Origin of the sequence: Streptomyces sp. NPDC060000, assembly GCF_042737375.1 — a bacterium.
Classification (GTDB): domain Bacteria; phylum Actinomycetota; class Actinomycetes; order Streptomycetales; family Streptomycetaceae; genus Streptomyces.
Map to the genome: position 1 here is coordinate 1 of NZ_JBHWUU010000031.1, position 13,997 is coordinate 13,997.

At 70.1% G+C, this 13,997-nt stretch carries 14 protein-coding genes and 1 pseudogene; 10 read left to right on the plus strand and 5 right to left on the minus strand.

What is annotated here, in order from left to right:
- The 6 genes from ACFWBB_RS18095 to ACFWBB_RS18120 form a co-directional block, all read left to right on the plus strand.
- The coding region (locus ACFWBB_RS18095; protein WP_385272773.1) for a hypothetical protein at window positions 1–193 on the plus strand (193 nt) is incomplete at its 5' end.
- A gap of 216 nt (window positions 194–409) precedes the next feature.
- On the plus strand, window positions 410–934 hold the full coding sequence (locus ACFWBB_RS18100; RefSeq protein WP_385272980.1) for a DUF1453 domain-containing protein: 525 nt from the start codon (window positions 410–412) through the stop codon (window positions 932–934).
- Window positions 931–2,082 carry a sensor histidine kinase gene (locus ACFWBB_RS18105; RefSeq protein ID WP_385272776.1) on the plus strand — a complete coding sequence of 384 codons (1,152 nt, stop codon included), beginning with the start codon at window positions 931–933 and terminating at the stop codon, window positions 2,080–2,082. Before ACFWBB_RS18100 ends, ACFWBB_RS18105 begins: the two co-directional genes overlap by 4 nt.
- Complete coding sequence (locus tag ACFWBB_RS18110; RefSeq protein WP_385272779.1) at window positions 2,079–2,762, plus strand: response regulator; 684 nt, start codon at window positions 2,079–2,081, stop codon at window positions 2,760–2,762. The genes ACFWBB_RS18105 and ACFWBB_RS18110 overlap by 4 nt, the downstream gene beginning before the upstream one ends.
- Before the next feature lie 80 nt (window positions 2,763–2,842).
- Entirely contained in the window at window positions 2,843–3,421 is a 579-nt protein-coding gene (locus ACFWBB_RS18115; protein WP_385272782.1) for a DUF485 domain-containing protein, read from the plus strand.
- The gene (locus tag ACFWBB_RS18120) at window positions 3,418–5,010 is read left to right on the plus strand and encodes a cation acetate symporter (RefSeq protein WP_385272785.1); all 1,593 of its coding nucleotides are present in this window, start codon (window positions 3,418–3,420) and stop codon (window positions 5,008–5,010) included. Before ACFWBB_RS18115 ends, ACFWBB_RS18120 begins: the two co-directional genes overlap by 4 nt.
- A gap of 46 nt (window positions 5,011–5,056) precedes the next feature.
- On the opposite strand, the gene ACFWBB_RS18125 is transcribed toward ACFWBB_RS18120, so the two are convergent.
- Window positions 5,057–5,749 carry a response regulator gene (locus ACFWBB_RS18125; RefSeq protein WP_385272788.1) on the minus strand — a complete coding sequence of 231 codons (693 nt, stop codon included), beginning with the start codon at window positions 5,747–5,749 and terminating at the stop codon, window positions 5,057–5,059.
- A 162-nt stretch (window positions 5,750–5,911) separates the two neighbouring features.
- Here ACFWBB_RS18125 and ACFWBB_RS18130 point away from each other — a divergent pair, with 162 nt between their 5' ends.
- The 3 genes from ACFWBB_RS18130 to ACFWBB_RS18140 all read left to right on the plus strand — a co-directional run bounded on the left by ACFWBB_RS18130 (window position 5,912) and on the right by ACFWBB_RS18140 (window position 8,759).
- Complete coding sequence (locus tag ACFWBB_RS18130) at window positions 5,912–6,727, plus strand: ABC transporter ATP-binding protein (RefSeq protein ID WP_385272791.1); 816 nt, start codon at window positions 5,912–5,914, stop codon at window positions 6,725–6,727.
- Window positions 6,717–7,580: an ABC transporter permease gene (locus ACFWBB_RS18135; protein WP_385272794.1), complete on the plus strand. Its 864-nt coding sequence runs from the start codon at window positions 6,717–6,719 to the stop codon at window positions 7,578–7,580. Before ACFWBB_RS18130 ends, ACFWBB_RS18135 begins: the two co-directional genes overlap by 11 nt.
- A 117-nt stretch (window positions 7,581–7,697) precedes the next feature.
- The gene (locus ACFWBB_RS18140; protein WP_385272797.1) at window positions 7,698–8,759 is read left to right on the plus strand and encodes an ABC transporter substrate-binding protein; all 1,062 of its coding nucleotides are present in this window, start codon (window positions 7,698–7,700) and stop codon (window positions 8,757–8,759) included.
- A gap of 76 nt (window positions 8,760–8,835) precedes the next feature.
- On the opposite strand, the gene ACFWBB_RS18145 is transcribed toward ACFWBB_RS18140, so the two are convergent.
- From ACFWBB_RS18145 to ACFWBB_RS18160, 4 genes are all read right to left on the minus strand, one after another.
- Complete coding sequence (locus ACFWBB_RS18145; RefSeq protein ID WP_385272800.1) at window positions 8,836–9,516, minus strand: response regulator; 681 nt, start codon at window positions 9,514–9,516, stop codon at window positions 8,836–8,838.
- Window positions 9,513–11,183, minus strand: a complete 1,671-nt coding sequence (locus tag ACFWBB_RS18150; RefSeq protein WP_385272803.1) for an ATP-binding protein — start codon at window positions 11,181–11,183, stop codon at window positions 9,513–9,515. Before ACFWBB_RS18150 ends, ACFWBB_RS18145 begins: the two co-directional genes overlap by 4 nt.
- Window positions 11,184–11,250: 67 nt before the next feature.
- Window positions 11,251–12,255, minus strand: coding sequence for a sucrase ferredoxin (locus tag ACFWBB_RS18155; RefSeq protein WP_385272806.1), 1,005 nt, complete (start codon window positions 12,253–12,255; stop codon window positions 11,251–11,253).
- Window positions 12,256–12,473: 218 nt separating this feature from the next.
- The gene (locus ACFWBB_RS18160; protein ID WP_385272810.1) at window positions 12,474–13,730 is read right to left on the minus strand and encodes a citrate/2-methylcitrate synthase; all 1,257 of its coding nucleotides are present in this window, start codon (window positions 13,728–13,730) and stop codon (window positions 12,474–12,476) included.
- Window positions 13,731–13,829: 99 nt separating this feature from the next.
- Here ACFWBB_RS18160 and ACFWBB_RS18165 point away from each other — a divergent pair.
- A pseudogene (locus ACFWBB_RS18165) lies at window positions 13,830–13,973 on the plus strand (citrate synthase/methylcitrate synthase); the annotation flags it as partial.
- Window positions 13,974–13,997 lie beyond the last annotated feature (24 nt).

Consider the following 13,997-nt stretch of genomic DNA (forward strand, 5'->3'; position numbering starts at 1 on the left):
CGAGATGGACGCCGACCAGCTGGCCGAGACGACGATGGACCCGCGCCACCGCACCCTGCGACGCATCAACCTCTCCGACCTGGAGGCCGCCGAGCGGGTGTTCGATCTGCTCATGGGTAATGACGTGGCGCCGCGCAAGGAGTTCATCTCCAGCTCTGCGGCGACGCTCGACCGGTCTCGCATCGACGCGTAGCCGCTGCGGCGGGCCCGGCCGGTCTTCTCGCCGGTTGGACTTGAAGTCCGGGGGTTCGGCTGGGGGTTCTCCACCTGTGGGTGGAGAACCCCGGCCTCCACGGATTCCACCCGTGATCCACCCCCGCTCCGATCTGCGGACCGGCGTGTTTCCGTAGCGTCGAAGGCGTCGGCAGTGCTCGCTGCCGGTTTCCCCTTCCCGCTCGCGGAGGCCGTGATGTCCGGGCTCGTCAACGCACTGCTGATCGTGGCTGTGGCCGCACTGGTGATCGTGCGCCAGTTCCGCGCGAGCCGCATCGACACAGATCGGCGATGGTGGCTCCTACCAGGGATCCTGGCTGTCGTGGCGCTGCGTGAGCCCGACCTGCTCGACGCCCGTCATCCCACCGAATCCGTCCTCGTGCTCGGCGCCGAACTGGCCGTTGCCCTGGCCGTGGGAGCCGCCTGGGCCTGGACCACCCGCATCTGGGCGGAGCCGGACGGGGCCGTGTGGGGCAAGAGCACCAAAGCGAGCGTGGCCGTCTGGGGCACGGGCATCGGTCTGCGAGCGGGCCTCTTCGGGGTCGGTGCACTACTGGGCGTCCATCAGGGCAGCTCGGCCCTGATGCTGGGGCTCGCGGCCACCCTGCTCGTTCGCTCCGGGATCCTGATCTGGCGCGTGCAGTCCCTGAACCAGGCCCCCGTCCACGTCACGGCGTACGGTGACCACGTGCCCCGGTCCCCGTGGAAGGAGCGCGTGTGACGGAGAACGTCTGGACACGCTGGCCCTCACGGGAGGCGCTGGGGCCGAGAGGGGTCTCGCGCCCCAGGCGGCTGCTGGCGTGGGCCGTAAGGCTGCTGGTCGTGAGCGCGCTGATGTGGAGCGCCTTCCACGACAGCCACGTACACGGGTGGGCCTCGGTCGCGGGAGCCGGCGGAGTGCTTGTGGCAGGCGGGCTGGCCTGGGCTTTGTTCCGGACCACGCTCGAGCACCGGCTGTTTCCGTCCCTCGCACTCCTCCTCGTGCTGATGGGGCTGGCGGTCGGAGCCGAGGCCGCCGGATTCCGCTCCCCAGCCGTGGTCCTGTGGTGCGGGTGCGCCATTACGGCACTGGAGCGACTGCCCCTGAGGGCGGCGCTGCCTGCGGCTTCGGTCGGGTTCGCGGCCTTCGCCGTGGTCAACGACGACCCGGGGACGACCACGGCCGTCGTCGTCGGGGCGATGGCCCTCGCCGGATACGCACTGCGTCTGGATGCCGAAGCGAGGGGCAACGCGCAGCGGCTGCTCGCCCAGGAGCGGGCCGCGCGCGTGGCCGAGGCCGAATCCGCCGCACTGGCGGAACGGGCCCGCATCGCCCGGGAGATCCACGATGTCCTGGCCCACAGCCTCTCGGCGCAGCTCGTGCACCTGGAGGCGGCACGGTTGCTGATCGAGCGGGGCGCGGATCGCGAGCAGATTCTCGACCGCGTGGTGGCGGCGCGGGGAATGGCCCGGGACGGTCTCGAGGAGACCAGGCAGTCCCTCTCCGCCCTGCGCGGTGAACTGACGCCGCTGGAGGACTTCCTGACCGACCTCGTCCGTGCGTCCGACGGCGCCGAGGTCACCGTAGAGGGGGAACGCAGGCCGCTGCCGGCCGAGGCGTCGCAGGCCGTGCGCAGGGTCGCTCAGGAGGCGTTGACGAACGCCCGCAAACACGCACCGGGCGCGAAGGTTCGTGTACGGCTGGAGTACGGCCCCCAGGAAGTGACCCTGAACGTGCGGGACGCGGGTGGTCCGCCGGGCGAACTCGCCGAGGCCGGAGGCGGGTACGGTCTGCTGGGTATGAGGGAGCGTGCCGAGCTGCTGGGTGGGTCGCTCGCTGCCGGGCCGGGCGAGGAAGGGTTCGTGGTGACGCTGAAGGTGCCGGTATGACGGAGGAGCCGGTGGCGAAGCCCGCCAGGGTGGTGGTCGCGGACGATCAGACGGTCGTCCGGGAGGGCATCGTGATGCTGCTCGGGCTGTTGCCCGGAGTCGAGGTCGTGGGCGCGGCGGGTGACGGGGAAGAGGCCGTGCGGCTCGTCGCCGAACTGGCGCCCGATGTGGTGCTGATGGACCTGCGCATGCCCCGCTGCGACGGAGTGGAGGCGACTCGGCGCATCCGGGCCGAGTATCCCGGAACGCAAGTCGTGGTGCTCACGACCTACGCGGACGACGAATCCCTGTTCCCGGCGCTGAAGGCGGGCGCCCGGGGATATCTGACCAAGGACGCGGGCGGGGACGAGATCGTACGGGCCGTGCACAGTGTGCTGTCCGGCGACGCGGGGCTGTCGCCGAGCGTCCAGCGGAGGCTGCTGGAGCGCCTGTCGGCGCCCGAACCGGAGCCGGCGCAGCCCACCGTGGTCCCCGACGGGCTCACGACGCGGGAGGCGGAGGTGCTGGTGCTGATCGCCGACGGTCTCAGCAACCAGGAGATCGCGCGCACGCTGAGTGTGTCCATGGCGACGGTGAAGACCCACATCAACAACATGTTCTCCAAGACAGGACTCAAGGACCGCGCCCAGGCCGTGCGTTACGCGTACGCGAAGGGGCTGGTCCGGCCGCCCACGGGGTGAATGGCCAGTTGGTCACCTGATGGGGTGAAGTGTGCGGGGAAGAAGAGTCGGGGATCTTCCCGTTCTGTCCATCCTTGGGCATGCAGTCAAGCAACGGTCGCCCCCGGGCCGACGGGGACGGTCCCGACAGCGGTGCCCCCATGCCACACGTGCGCGAACACCATCAAGGTCCGGGCCAAGCGTTCACCGAGGTACCGGAGGACGTGCGCTACGAGGACCCGTGGTACGACGCGCTCGCCTCGGGCTGGGGTGAGTCGGCCATCATGAGCGCGCCCGTGACCGACGTTCCCGTGGCACGTAGGCACAAGGAGACCGGAGCTCAGGCAGCGGCTCAGATCTACCTCGAGGTCCAGCGCAGCGCGGCGTTCCAGGAGGTACGCAGCCGGTACCGGAGGTTCGTGGTGCCGGCCGTCGCCGGGTTCTTCGTCTGGTACGTGGCATACGTCGTGACCGCCACGACCGCGCCCGGGTTGATGGCGCGACCGGTCGCAGGAGCGGTGAACGTGGCATTGCTGGCCGGGCTGGGACAGTTCCTCAGCACGTTCCTGCTCACCTGGGCCTATGCCCGCCACGCACGGCTGCGCCGGGATCGTGCCGCGCTCGAACTGCGCTGGGACACACAGGAGTTGACTCGGGGAGCAAAGGGCGGTGCCTCGTGAGCGGTAACCAGCAGACGCTCGCGTTGTGGCTGTTCAGCGCCTTCGTCGCGACCACGTTGGGGATCACGACCTGGGTGAGCCGCAACCGGCACGGTTCGGAGGTGGAGTTCTACGTCGGCGGGCGTCTGTTCTCTCCGATGGAGAATGGTTTTGCCATCGCGGGTGACTACATGTCGGCCGCCTCCTTCCTGGGTGTCACCGGGCTCATCGCGCTGTTCGGGTACGACGGGCTGCTGTATGTGGTCGGCTTCCTGGTGGCCTGGCTGGTGGTGCTGTTCCTCGTCGCCGAACTGGTGCGCAACTGCGGGCGGTTCACCCTCGCCGACGTGGTGGCCGCGCGGATGAGCGAGCGGCCGGTACGGATCGCGGCGGGAACCGCCTCGGTCACCGTGTCCGTTCTCTATCTGGTGGCGCAGATGGTGGGGGCGGGCAGCCTGGTCGCGCTGCTCCTCGGGAACACCACCGAGGCGGCCCGGACCTGGGCCGTCATCGGGGTCGGTGCCCTCATGGTGATCTATGTGTCGTTGGGAGGGATGCGGGCGACCACGTGGATTCAGATCGTCAAGGCGGTTCTGCTGCTGGCAGGCACCATCGTGCTCACCGTGCTGGTCCTGTTGCGCTTCCACGGCGACTTCGACCAGCTTCTGCTCACGGCGGCCGAGCGCAGCGGACACGGTGACGCGTTTCTGGCGCCCGGGCTGAAGTACGGCGGGGACTGGACCGCGCGCTTCGACTTCATGAGCCTGGGACTCGCACTGGTGCTGGGCACGGCGGGGCTGCCGCACATCCTGTCCCGCTTCTACACCGTGCCGACCGCGCAGGCCGCCCGGCGCTCCGTCGTCTGGTCGATCGGGCTGATCGGCGGCTTCTATCTGATGACGATCGTCCTCGGCTTCGGCGCGGCGGCGATCGTCGGCCCGGAGGCGGTGCGCGGCTCGAGCGCGTCCGGAAACACGGCGGTTCCGCTCCTGGCACTCGACCTGGGCGGCGGCGCCGACTCCACGGGTGGAGCGGTTCTGTTCGCGGTCGTGGGAGCCGTCGCCTTCGCCACGATCCTCGCGGTCGTCGCCGGGATCACGCTCGCCTCCTCGGCCTCGGTGGCGCACGACCTGTATGCCTCCTTGCGCCGCCGGCAGAGCAAACCCCGCAGCGAGGTCGCGGTGGCGCGGCTGGCCGCGGTGGGTGTCGGCGTGGTCGCGATCGCCCTCGGCCTGCTGGCCCGCGATCTCAACGTCGCCTTCCTGGTCGGGCTCGCCTTCGCGGTCGCGGCGTCCGCGAACCTGCCGGTCCTGCTGTATTCGCTGTTCTGGCGGGGCTTCACCACGCGGGGCGCCGTGTGGGCGGTGTACGGCGGGCTGGTTCCGGCTCTGGCGCTCGTCGTGCTGTCGCCGGTGGTCTCCGGGAGCCCCGAGTCGCTCTTCCCGGACGTGGACTTCCAGTACTTCCCGCTGCAGAACCCCGGCCTCGTCTCGATTCCGCTGGGCTTCCTGGCGGGCTGGCTCGGCACGGTCACCTCGGCCGAGATCGCGGACGAGGCCAAGCACGCGGAGACCGAGGTGCGGTCACTGACGGGCGCTGGTGCCGCGTAGCGGGCGGCTCAGCACCGCCGTAACACGTCGGGGTCCTCGCGCCCCCTCACGGTGCCACCCACGCGTACCGGTGTTCCGGGCGGCCCGTGTCGCCGTACCTGAGGGAGAGGTGCAGGCGTCCGGCCTGTTCCAGGTGGCGGAGGTAACGCTGGGCGGTGGAGCGGCTCAGGCCGGTCTCGGCGGCGACCTCGTGGGCCGACAGAGGGTGGCTCGCGCGGTGCAGGACGGCGCAGATCAGGTCCGTGGTCGGTTCCGAGTGGCCGCTCGGCAGGCCGGGCGAGGACGGCGCCGGACCGGTGCGCAGGGCGCCGAAGATCCGGTCGACCTGCTCCTGGCCGGCGATGCCGTGGCCACCCACGCGGTCCACCGTGCGGCGCAGGGCGGCGTACGAATCGAGGCGGGTGCGCAGGGCGGCGAAGGTGAACGGCTTGACCAGGTAGTGCAGGGCGCCCAGGCGCATCGCCGTCTGGACCGTCGTGACATCGCCGGCCGCCGTGATCATGATGACGTCGGTGCCATGGCCCTGTTCACGCATGCGGTGGACGAGCTGCAGGCCGGTCTGGTCGGGCAGGTAGTGGTCGAGCAGCACCAGGTCGATGGTTCCGCGCTCGATGGCGCCCAGCGCCTGGGCGGCACTGTGTGCGCGGGCGGCCACCCGGAAGCCGGGAACCTTCCCCACGTACTTGGCGTTGATCTCTGCGACACGGAAGTCGTCGTCCACGACCAGGACGTCAATCATCGGGCCTCTCTCCGTCAAGGCCAATCGGGCGTCAAGCCCGTGTTTCGGCTTCGCTGTTTCTAGCGCGAGCAAAACGAGCACAACAGGCTACTGCGAGCAAAAGAAGCGCATGCGGCCAGAAGGGTGACGTCGCCTCCCGGGTCACCTCTACCGTCCCCGGCCATGAGCGCACACACCAGCCCCGCCATCGAGCTGCGGGGCGCGAGCAAGGTCTTCAGGACCCCGTCGGGGGTCCCGCACACTGCCGTCCGGGAACTCGACCTCACTGTCGGACGTGGCGAGTTCGTGGCCGTCGTCGGCCCGACCGGCTGCGGCAAGTCGACCACGCTGACACTGGTCAGCGGCCTGGAAGAGCCCACCCGGGGCGAGGTGATGATCGCCGGGAAGCCCGTGCGGGGCGTCGGTGACAAGGTCGGCTTCGTCTTCCAGCAGGACGCCACCTTTCCCTGGCGTACGGTCCTGTCCAACGTCATGGCAGGGCCCCGTTTTCGCGGTGTGCCCAAGGCGGAGGCGAAGCGGAAGGCGCGTGAGTGGCTTGCCCGGGTCGGGCTCAGTGCTTTCGAGGACCGCTATCCGCACCAGCTCTCCGGCGGTCAGCGCAAGCGCGTCGCCCTTGCCGCGACCTTCGTGAACGACCCCGAGATCCTCCTCATGGACGAGCCGTTCTCGGCGCTCGACGTGCAGACCAGGGCCCTGATGTCGGACGAACTCCTCGAGCTGTGGGAGGGCACGGGCGCGTCCGTCGTCTTCGTCACCCACGACCTGGAGGAGTCCATCGCGCTGGCCGACAAGGTCGTCGTGATGACCGCGGGCCCCGCCACCGTGAAGCAGGTCTTCGACATCGACCTGCCGCGGCCGCGCAAGGTCGAGTCGGTGCGTCTGGAGCCGCGGTTCATCGAGATCTACCGCGAGATCTGGGAGTCCCTCGGTGAAGAGGTCCGCATCACCCGCGAACGAGGTGCCGCCCGTGTCGCCTGACCTTCTCAGCACACCGGTCGTCGACACCGTCAAGGCACCGGACCGCGCCCACTCACGCGCGCGTGCCGCGCGCAGACGCAAGGTCGTCGTGTCGGCGGCCCGTGTCCTGCTCCTGGTGACCGTGCTCGCCCTGTGGGAGGCACTCTCCCGGGCCAAGCTCATCGATCCCTTCAACTTCTCGATGCCCACGAAGATCTGGGACCAGATCTACACCTGGATGACGCACGGGACCGCGCTCGGTTCGCTGGGCGAGCAGATCTGGTACACGCTCTACGAGGCGCTCCTGGGCTGGATCATCGGTGTCATCGCCGGTGTCGTGTGCGGTATCGCACTGGGGCGGATCACCTTTCTCGCCGACATCCTTGGTCCTTACATCAAGGTGCTCAATTCCATACCCAGGATCGTGCTGGCCCCGATCTTCGTGATCTGGTTCGGCCTCGGCCCCGCCTCCAAGGTCGCCTCGGCCGTCGTCCTGGTGTTCTTCCCGGTCTTCTTCAACGCCTTCCAGGGCGCCCGCGAGGTCGACCGCAATCTCGTCGCCAACGCCCGCATCCTCGGTGCGAGCGACCGCAGGGTGACGCTCCTGGTGGTCGTCCCCTCCGCCACCTCGTGGATCTTCACCAGCCTCCATGTCAGCTTCGGCTTCGCCCTGATCGGCGCCATCGTCGGCGAGTACATCGGAGCGACCAAGGGAATCGGCCTGCTCGTCGCCCAGTCACAGGGCACGTTCAACGCGGCAGGCGTGTACGCCGCGATGGTCATCCTCGCCGCCGTCGCCCTGGTCGCGGAGGGGCTGCTGACCTTCGCCGAGAGCCGCATCTTCCGGTGGAAGCCGTCGGGCTCCGACAGCTGACCCATCGTTGAACGATCCCTCGGGAGGCTTTTCGCGAGGTACGCCCCTCGCGGCCTCCCTTCGACAGTTCCCTCGTCCCCACCCCGCGTCGCCCTCTCACAAGGACGTGAACCCGCCATGCGCACAACCGTCAGATACACGGCACTGGCCGCCGCCGGCCTGCTCGCCCTGTCCTCGCTCACCGCCTGTGCCAACGACGCGGCCGGCACCGCGTCCACCGGCTCCGGAGCCAAGGGGGACGGCAAGGGGACCAAGGTGAAGATCATGGTCGGTGGTCTGGACAAGGTGATCTACCTGCCCGCCATGCTCACCCACCGCCTGGGCTACTTCGACGCCGAGGGACTCGATGTCGAACTGCTGAGTGAGCCGGCCGGGGTCCAGGCCGAGACCGCGCTCGTCTCCGGCCAGGTCCAGGGTGCGGTCGGCTTCTACGACCACACCCTCGACCTCCAGGTGAAGGGCAAGGAGGTGGAGTCCGTCGTGCAGTTCTCGCAAGCACCAGGTGAGGTGGAGATCGTCTCCACCAAGGCGGGGGAGGACATCACCTCGCCGAAGGACTTCAAGGGCAAGAAGCTCGGTGTCACGGGCCTCGGCTCCTCCACCGACTTCCTGACCAAGTACCTCGCCGTCAAGAACGGCGTGAAGGTCAGCGAGTTCAGCCCGGTCGCCGTGGGCGCGGGACCGACCTTCATCGCGGCGCTCCAGCAGGGCGCCATCGACGGCGGCATGACGACCGACCCGACCGTGGCGAACATCCTGGACAAGAAGGCCGGCAAGGTCCTGCTCGACATGCGCACCCCGCAGGGCTCCGAGGAGGCGCTCGGCGGACCGTATCCATCGTCAAGCCTGTACATGCAGACGGACTGGGTCAACAGTCACAAGGACACCGTCCAGAAGTTGGCCAATGCATTCGTCAAGACGCTCACTTGGATGTCCACCCACAGCGCGAGCGAGATCGCCGCGAAGATGCCGACGGACTACTCGCAGGGGAACAAACTGCTGTACTCGGTGGCCATCAAGAACACGCTGCCCATGTTCACCAAGGACGGTGTGATGCCCAACAACGGTCCCGAGACCGTCGAGAAGGTCCTCAAGGCGTTCAACCCCAACATCCAGAACGCCGACGTGGACCTGAGCAAGACCTACACGACCGAGTTCGTCGAGAAGGCGGTGGGCTGACGGTCGAGCGGGCGGTGGGCCGGGATCCGTAACCCAGGAGGGGCACGGTTCCTTCCCCCGCCCCACGGGCCGTGCCTCAGGCGCGGGTCGCCCACACGTAACGGTGTTCCGGGCGGCCCGCGTCGCCGTACTTCAAGGTCAGCCGGGCCCTTCCCGTGCGCTCCAGGAGTTTCAGATAGCGCTGGGCGGTCTGGCGGCTCACCCCGGTCCGGTCGGCGATCTCCTGGGCCGACAGGGGACCTTCGGCGTTCATCAGGGACTGGCGTACGAGTTCGGCGGTGGTGGGGGAGTGCCCCTTGGGCAGACCGGGCTCCGAGGGGGCGGACAGCGCGCCGAAGATGCGGTCGACGTCGGCCTGTTCGGCCTCCCCGCCGCCGTCGAGCGTGCGGCGCAGCTCGGCGTAGGCCTCCAGTTTGGCCCGCAGACCCGCGAAGGCGAACGGTTTCACCAGGTACTGAAGGGCGCCCTGGCGCATCGCCGCCTGCACCGTCGAGACGTCCCGCGCGGCCGTCACCATGATCACGTCGGTCTGGTGGCCGCGTCGGCGCATCTCCTGGACGACCTCCAGACCCGTCTCGTCGGGCAGGTAGTGGTCCAGCAGGACGAGGTCCAGGCGGGGCAGCACCGCCAGCTGGCGCAACGCGTCGGCAGCGCTGTGGGCCTCGCCGGCGACGTGGAAGCCCGGCACCTTCTCCACGTAGGCCGCGTTGACCTGCGCGACCCTGGTGTCGTCGTCCACGACGAGGACCTCGATCATCGCGACTCCTCCTTGGCAGCGATCTTCGCGGGTGCGGCAAGGGCTGGTTCCAGGCCGGGCTCGGTCAGCGCCTCGGGCAGGACGACGGTGAACTCGGCGCCGCCGCCGGCCGCTTCGTCGACCGTCGCGTGGCCGCCCTGCCGCTCGGCCAGCCTGCGCACCAGGGAGAGCCCGATGCCCCGCTTGCCGTGCGCCGGCGGCTTCTTCGTGGACCAGCCCTCGGTGAAGATCAACTCCCGTTGCCCGGCCGGGATGCCGGGCCCCGTGTCCCGCACCCGCAGGACCGCAGTACGGCCCTCGGCGCGCAGTTCGACCTCCACGCGCGCGTGCGGCTTGCCCGCGACGGCGTCGAGCGCGTTGTCCACGAGGTTGCCGACGACCGTGACCAGCCCGCGCGGATCGATCAGACGGTCGGGCAGCCAGGTGCGGTCCGACACCCACAGGGCGACACCGCGCTCGGCCGCGACGGTCGCCTTGCCGACCAGCAGGGCGGCGAGCAGCGGGTCCCCGATCTTCTCGGTCACCTGCTCCGCGGTGGCCCGGTGATCGCCGACGACCTCCCCGACGAAGTCCACGGCGTCGTCGTACATCTCCAGCTCGAGCAGCCCCAACAGTGTGTGCATACGGTTGGCGTGCTCATGATCCTGGGCGCGCAGCGCGTCGATGAGGCCGTGCGTCGAGTCGAGTTCGCGGCCCAGCTGTTCCAGTTCGGTGCGGTCGCGCAGGGTGGCCACGGCGCCGCCGTCGTCGGTGGGCATGCGGTTGACGACCAGGACGCGCTGTCCGCGCACGGCTATCAGGTCCGTACCGGTCACCCGGCCCGCCAGGACGTCGGCCGTACGTCCCTCGCCGAGTGCTTCGTCGGGCGGTCTGCCCACCACCTCCTCCCCGATGCCGAGGAGACGCTGGGCCTCGTCGTTGAGCAACCGGACGCGGCCGGCACGGTCCAGGGCGACGACGCCCTCGCGGATGCCGTGCAGCATCGCCTCGCGTTCGGCGAGCAGCGCCGAAATGTCCGAGAAGGCCAGGTCACGGGTCTGTCGCTGGACCCGCCGGGAGATCAGCCAGGCGGCCAGCGCACCCACGGCGAGTGCGCCGCCGGCGTAGGCGAACAGCCCGGGAATCGCGTGGATCAGGCGGGCGCGCACGCTGTCGTACTCGATGCCGACCGAGACCGCGCCGATGATCTTGTCGTCGCTGTCGCGCAGGGGAACCTTGCCGCGGGCCGAGCGGCCCAGGGTGCCGCTGTCGATCTCCATGACGTCCTTGCCCGCAAGGGCCTGGCTCGGGTCCGTCGACACATGGCCGCCAACCTGCTCGGGGTCGGCGTGCGACCAGCGGGTGCCGTGAAGGTCCATCACCACGACGTACTCCGCACCACTGGCCTTGCGGATCCTCTCGGCCTCCCGCTGCACCGGTCCGCCCACCGACGGCCGGGTGCTCTGCAGGTCCTCGGCGATCTGCGGCACGGCCGCGGTGGTCTGCGCGATGGCGAGGGCGCGGCGCATCGCCTGGTCGTCCAGCTGATCGCTGAGCGGAGCGAGGAACAGCCCGGTCGCGAGCACCACGACTCCCGCGGCGATCGCCAGCTGCATCAGCAGGAGCTGCGAGAACATGCGGCGCGGCATTCCGAGGCGCAGGCGACGGGCGGGGGGAGTGGGGCTCATACCCAAGACGGTACGTGGGTGGACCGGCGCAGCCGTAGGGGTGGGTGATGTGGATCTCTTGACGGGATCAAGAGGAAACGGTTCGGCCGCGCCCGCGCTGAGATGCGGACGAGGCCTGCCGCGAGGTGGGTCGCCCCACCCGTGCCGTCCCGGTCAGCTCGTGTACCGCCACCACGTCCATCCGAGAAGGTGAACCGAGGACCGAGGTGCCGCAGCTTTCCGGCCGCGGCGGCAGCGAGGCGCCCTGGGCGACGACGACCTGCCAGTGCCGTCCGTCCACGTGCGCGACGGTCACCTCCCAGCGGGGTGCGCCGCCCGTGGTCCGGACCACGCTCAGCACCTCCGCCGCCGCCTCGCCGGTCGCCGAGCGCACCGCCAGCTCCGCCGCCTGACCGGGCCGATCCCAGGCCGAACACCCGCGGCACCCCTTCACGACGATCCGCCCCTCCTGGACCCCGTGCAGGACCTCCTTGACGGCGTGGGCCTCGGCGCGGCCGTACGCGTACCCGTGCGGCAGGACGAGCAGCGTGGGGGAGAAGCGATGACCTCCCAGATGGGTGACCTCCCAGGCGCCCGGCACCCCCGAGGCGGCGAGCTCCGCGGCCAGCGGACGGCCGAGCAGCGCACAGCAGCGGTCGCGCTTGCCGTTGGTGCACACGAGAGCGAGCGGGTCACCCATGTGGGGCCGGCCGCGCAGGGCGGCGTCGAAGGTCTGGTGGTCGCCCCTGCCGAGCGCGGCGAAGTCGAGGTCCAGCAGCTGCCGTGGGTCGTGGGTCGTGGCGCTGTGCAGCCACACCTTCCCCGGGACGGTGTGGGCCGCGTACACCTGCCGCGGGAGCGTTGCGCCGTGATCCGCGTGGCGTCCTGGACGGCGGATGAGCGCGATACGCACGCCTGTGTTCTGCGCGGCGGCCTCCAGGGCCCGGCCGAGGGCCGGGTCCAGGTGGCTCGCCACCAGCGCATTGGCACCCCAGGGGCCGGGCTGTTCCAGGAGGAGCCAGGTAGTTGCCGTGGCCGCGGTTCCGGAAATGGGCTCGTCGAGATCCCGCGAGACGGTCGCGCACGTACTCACACAGGTGAGCCTAACCTGACTTGCCGGAGCGTGGCTTCCGGCCGTGGAGTCTGCTGAGCCATGCGGGTACGCGTACGCGTGCCGTCCGGGACGGGGCGCCCGGGCCTGCTGGGACGTCTCCCCAGGTGGACGGGCCCCCTCGTCCGGGCGGGATGATCCGAGGGCTGCCGATGATCCGGCCGCGGATGTCGGTCCCGCTCGTTCCAGCCGCCGTCTGCCTACTTCGGCAGTGGCTGGGGCGGCTTGGGGCCCACGTAGTGACCGCTCGGACGCATCCGCAGGGGTCGCTCGCCGTACTCTTCCAGGGCGTGTGCGATCCAGCCCGCCGTACGGGCCACGGCGAAGATCGTCTCGCTGGCCGAGGACTCCATGCCGCAGGACGCGGTCAGGACGGCGAGCGCCAGGTCCACGTTGGCGTGCAGCGGCGCGTGGCGGGCGGTCGTGGCCACGATGTCCCGCGCCGCGGCGAGGGCGGGCGCGGCCTCGGGGATCTCCTCCAGGAGGGCGAACAGGGCACGCGCGCGTGGGTCCTCGCCGGGGTAGAGCCGGTGACCGAGGCCCGGAACGCGGCGGCCCGCCCGCAGTTCCTCGGCGATCACCGGGGCGGCGCTGCCGATGTCCAGCACCTCGAGCAGCATGCGATGGGCGAGCCCGCCGGCCGCGCCGTGCAGCGGTCCCTCGATCACCCCGAGTCCGGCGGACACCGCCGCATAGGCGTGCGCGCGGGCCGAGGCGGCGACGCGCACCGCGAGCGTCGAGGCGGCCAGGTCGTGGTCGACCAGCAGGCCGAGCGCCGTGTCGAGGACGCGCAGCTGCGCCTCCTCGGCGGGACGTCCGCTGAGGCGACCCCACAGGCGCAGGGCGAGCGGGCCTTCGTCACGGTGCGTGGGCAGCTGCGGGGGCAGGGCGGCGACGAGGGTGGGAATCAGGATCCGGGCGGTGCCGAGCACGGCGTCCTCGGACAGGTCGAACCGCAGGGGGTCGACGGCCGCCGCGGCGACGGCGGCGACCCGCAACCGGTCGGTGGGGCCGGTGTGCTCGGGCAGCGCCTCGACGACGCGACGGGCGGCCGTGACGGATGCCTCGGGCGCGGCGAAAGTGACCCCGGGACGCAGCCGCCCGGTCCACAGCCACTCCGCGACCTCTTCGTACGAGTGTTGGGTGGCCAGTTCGACCGCGTCGACGCCCCGGTAGTAGTAGCGGTCCTGGTCGATGAACGTGACGCGCGTGCGTACGGACAATTCCGCCCCGGAGCCCGGACTCCCGCCGCTCTCCCGCTTGTTGCGCCGTGCGAGCGCCTGGACCTCCTTGGCGTCGAAGGTGCTGCCCCGGCCGCCGGGCGTGCGGCGGCTGGTCAGCTGGCCGCGACTGACGTACGCGTACACGGTCTCGGGTTTCACGCCGAGCAGCTCGGCGGCCTCCTTGGTGCTCAGCCGTCGTTCGGGGTGGCCGGGTCCGGGTTCGTGATCGCGCATGGGGGTCACCGTATCCACAAGACATATATATTGATCCAATCAATATTGACAACAAGCAAATCAATCATGGACAGTCAAAATCAAGTTCAGGGAGGAAAGATGTCCATCAACCCGTCCGCAGCAAGAACCACAGCCACGGTCACCACCCCCAGCGACGTGCCGCGAGGACTCGCCGGTGTCGTCGTCGCCGACACGGTGGTCGGCGACGTCCGAGGGCGCGAGGGCTTCTACCACTACCGGCAGTAAATCTGCCGCACCCTTTCTGAC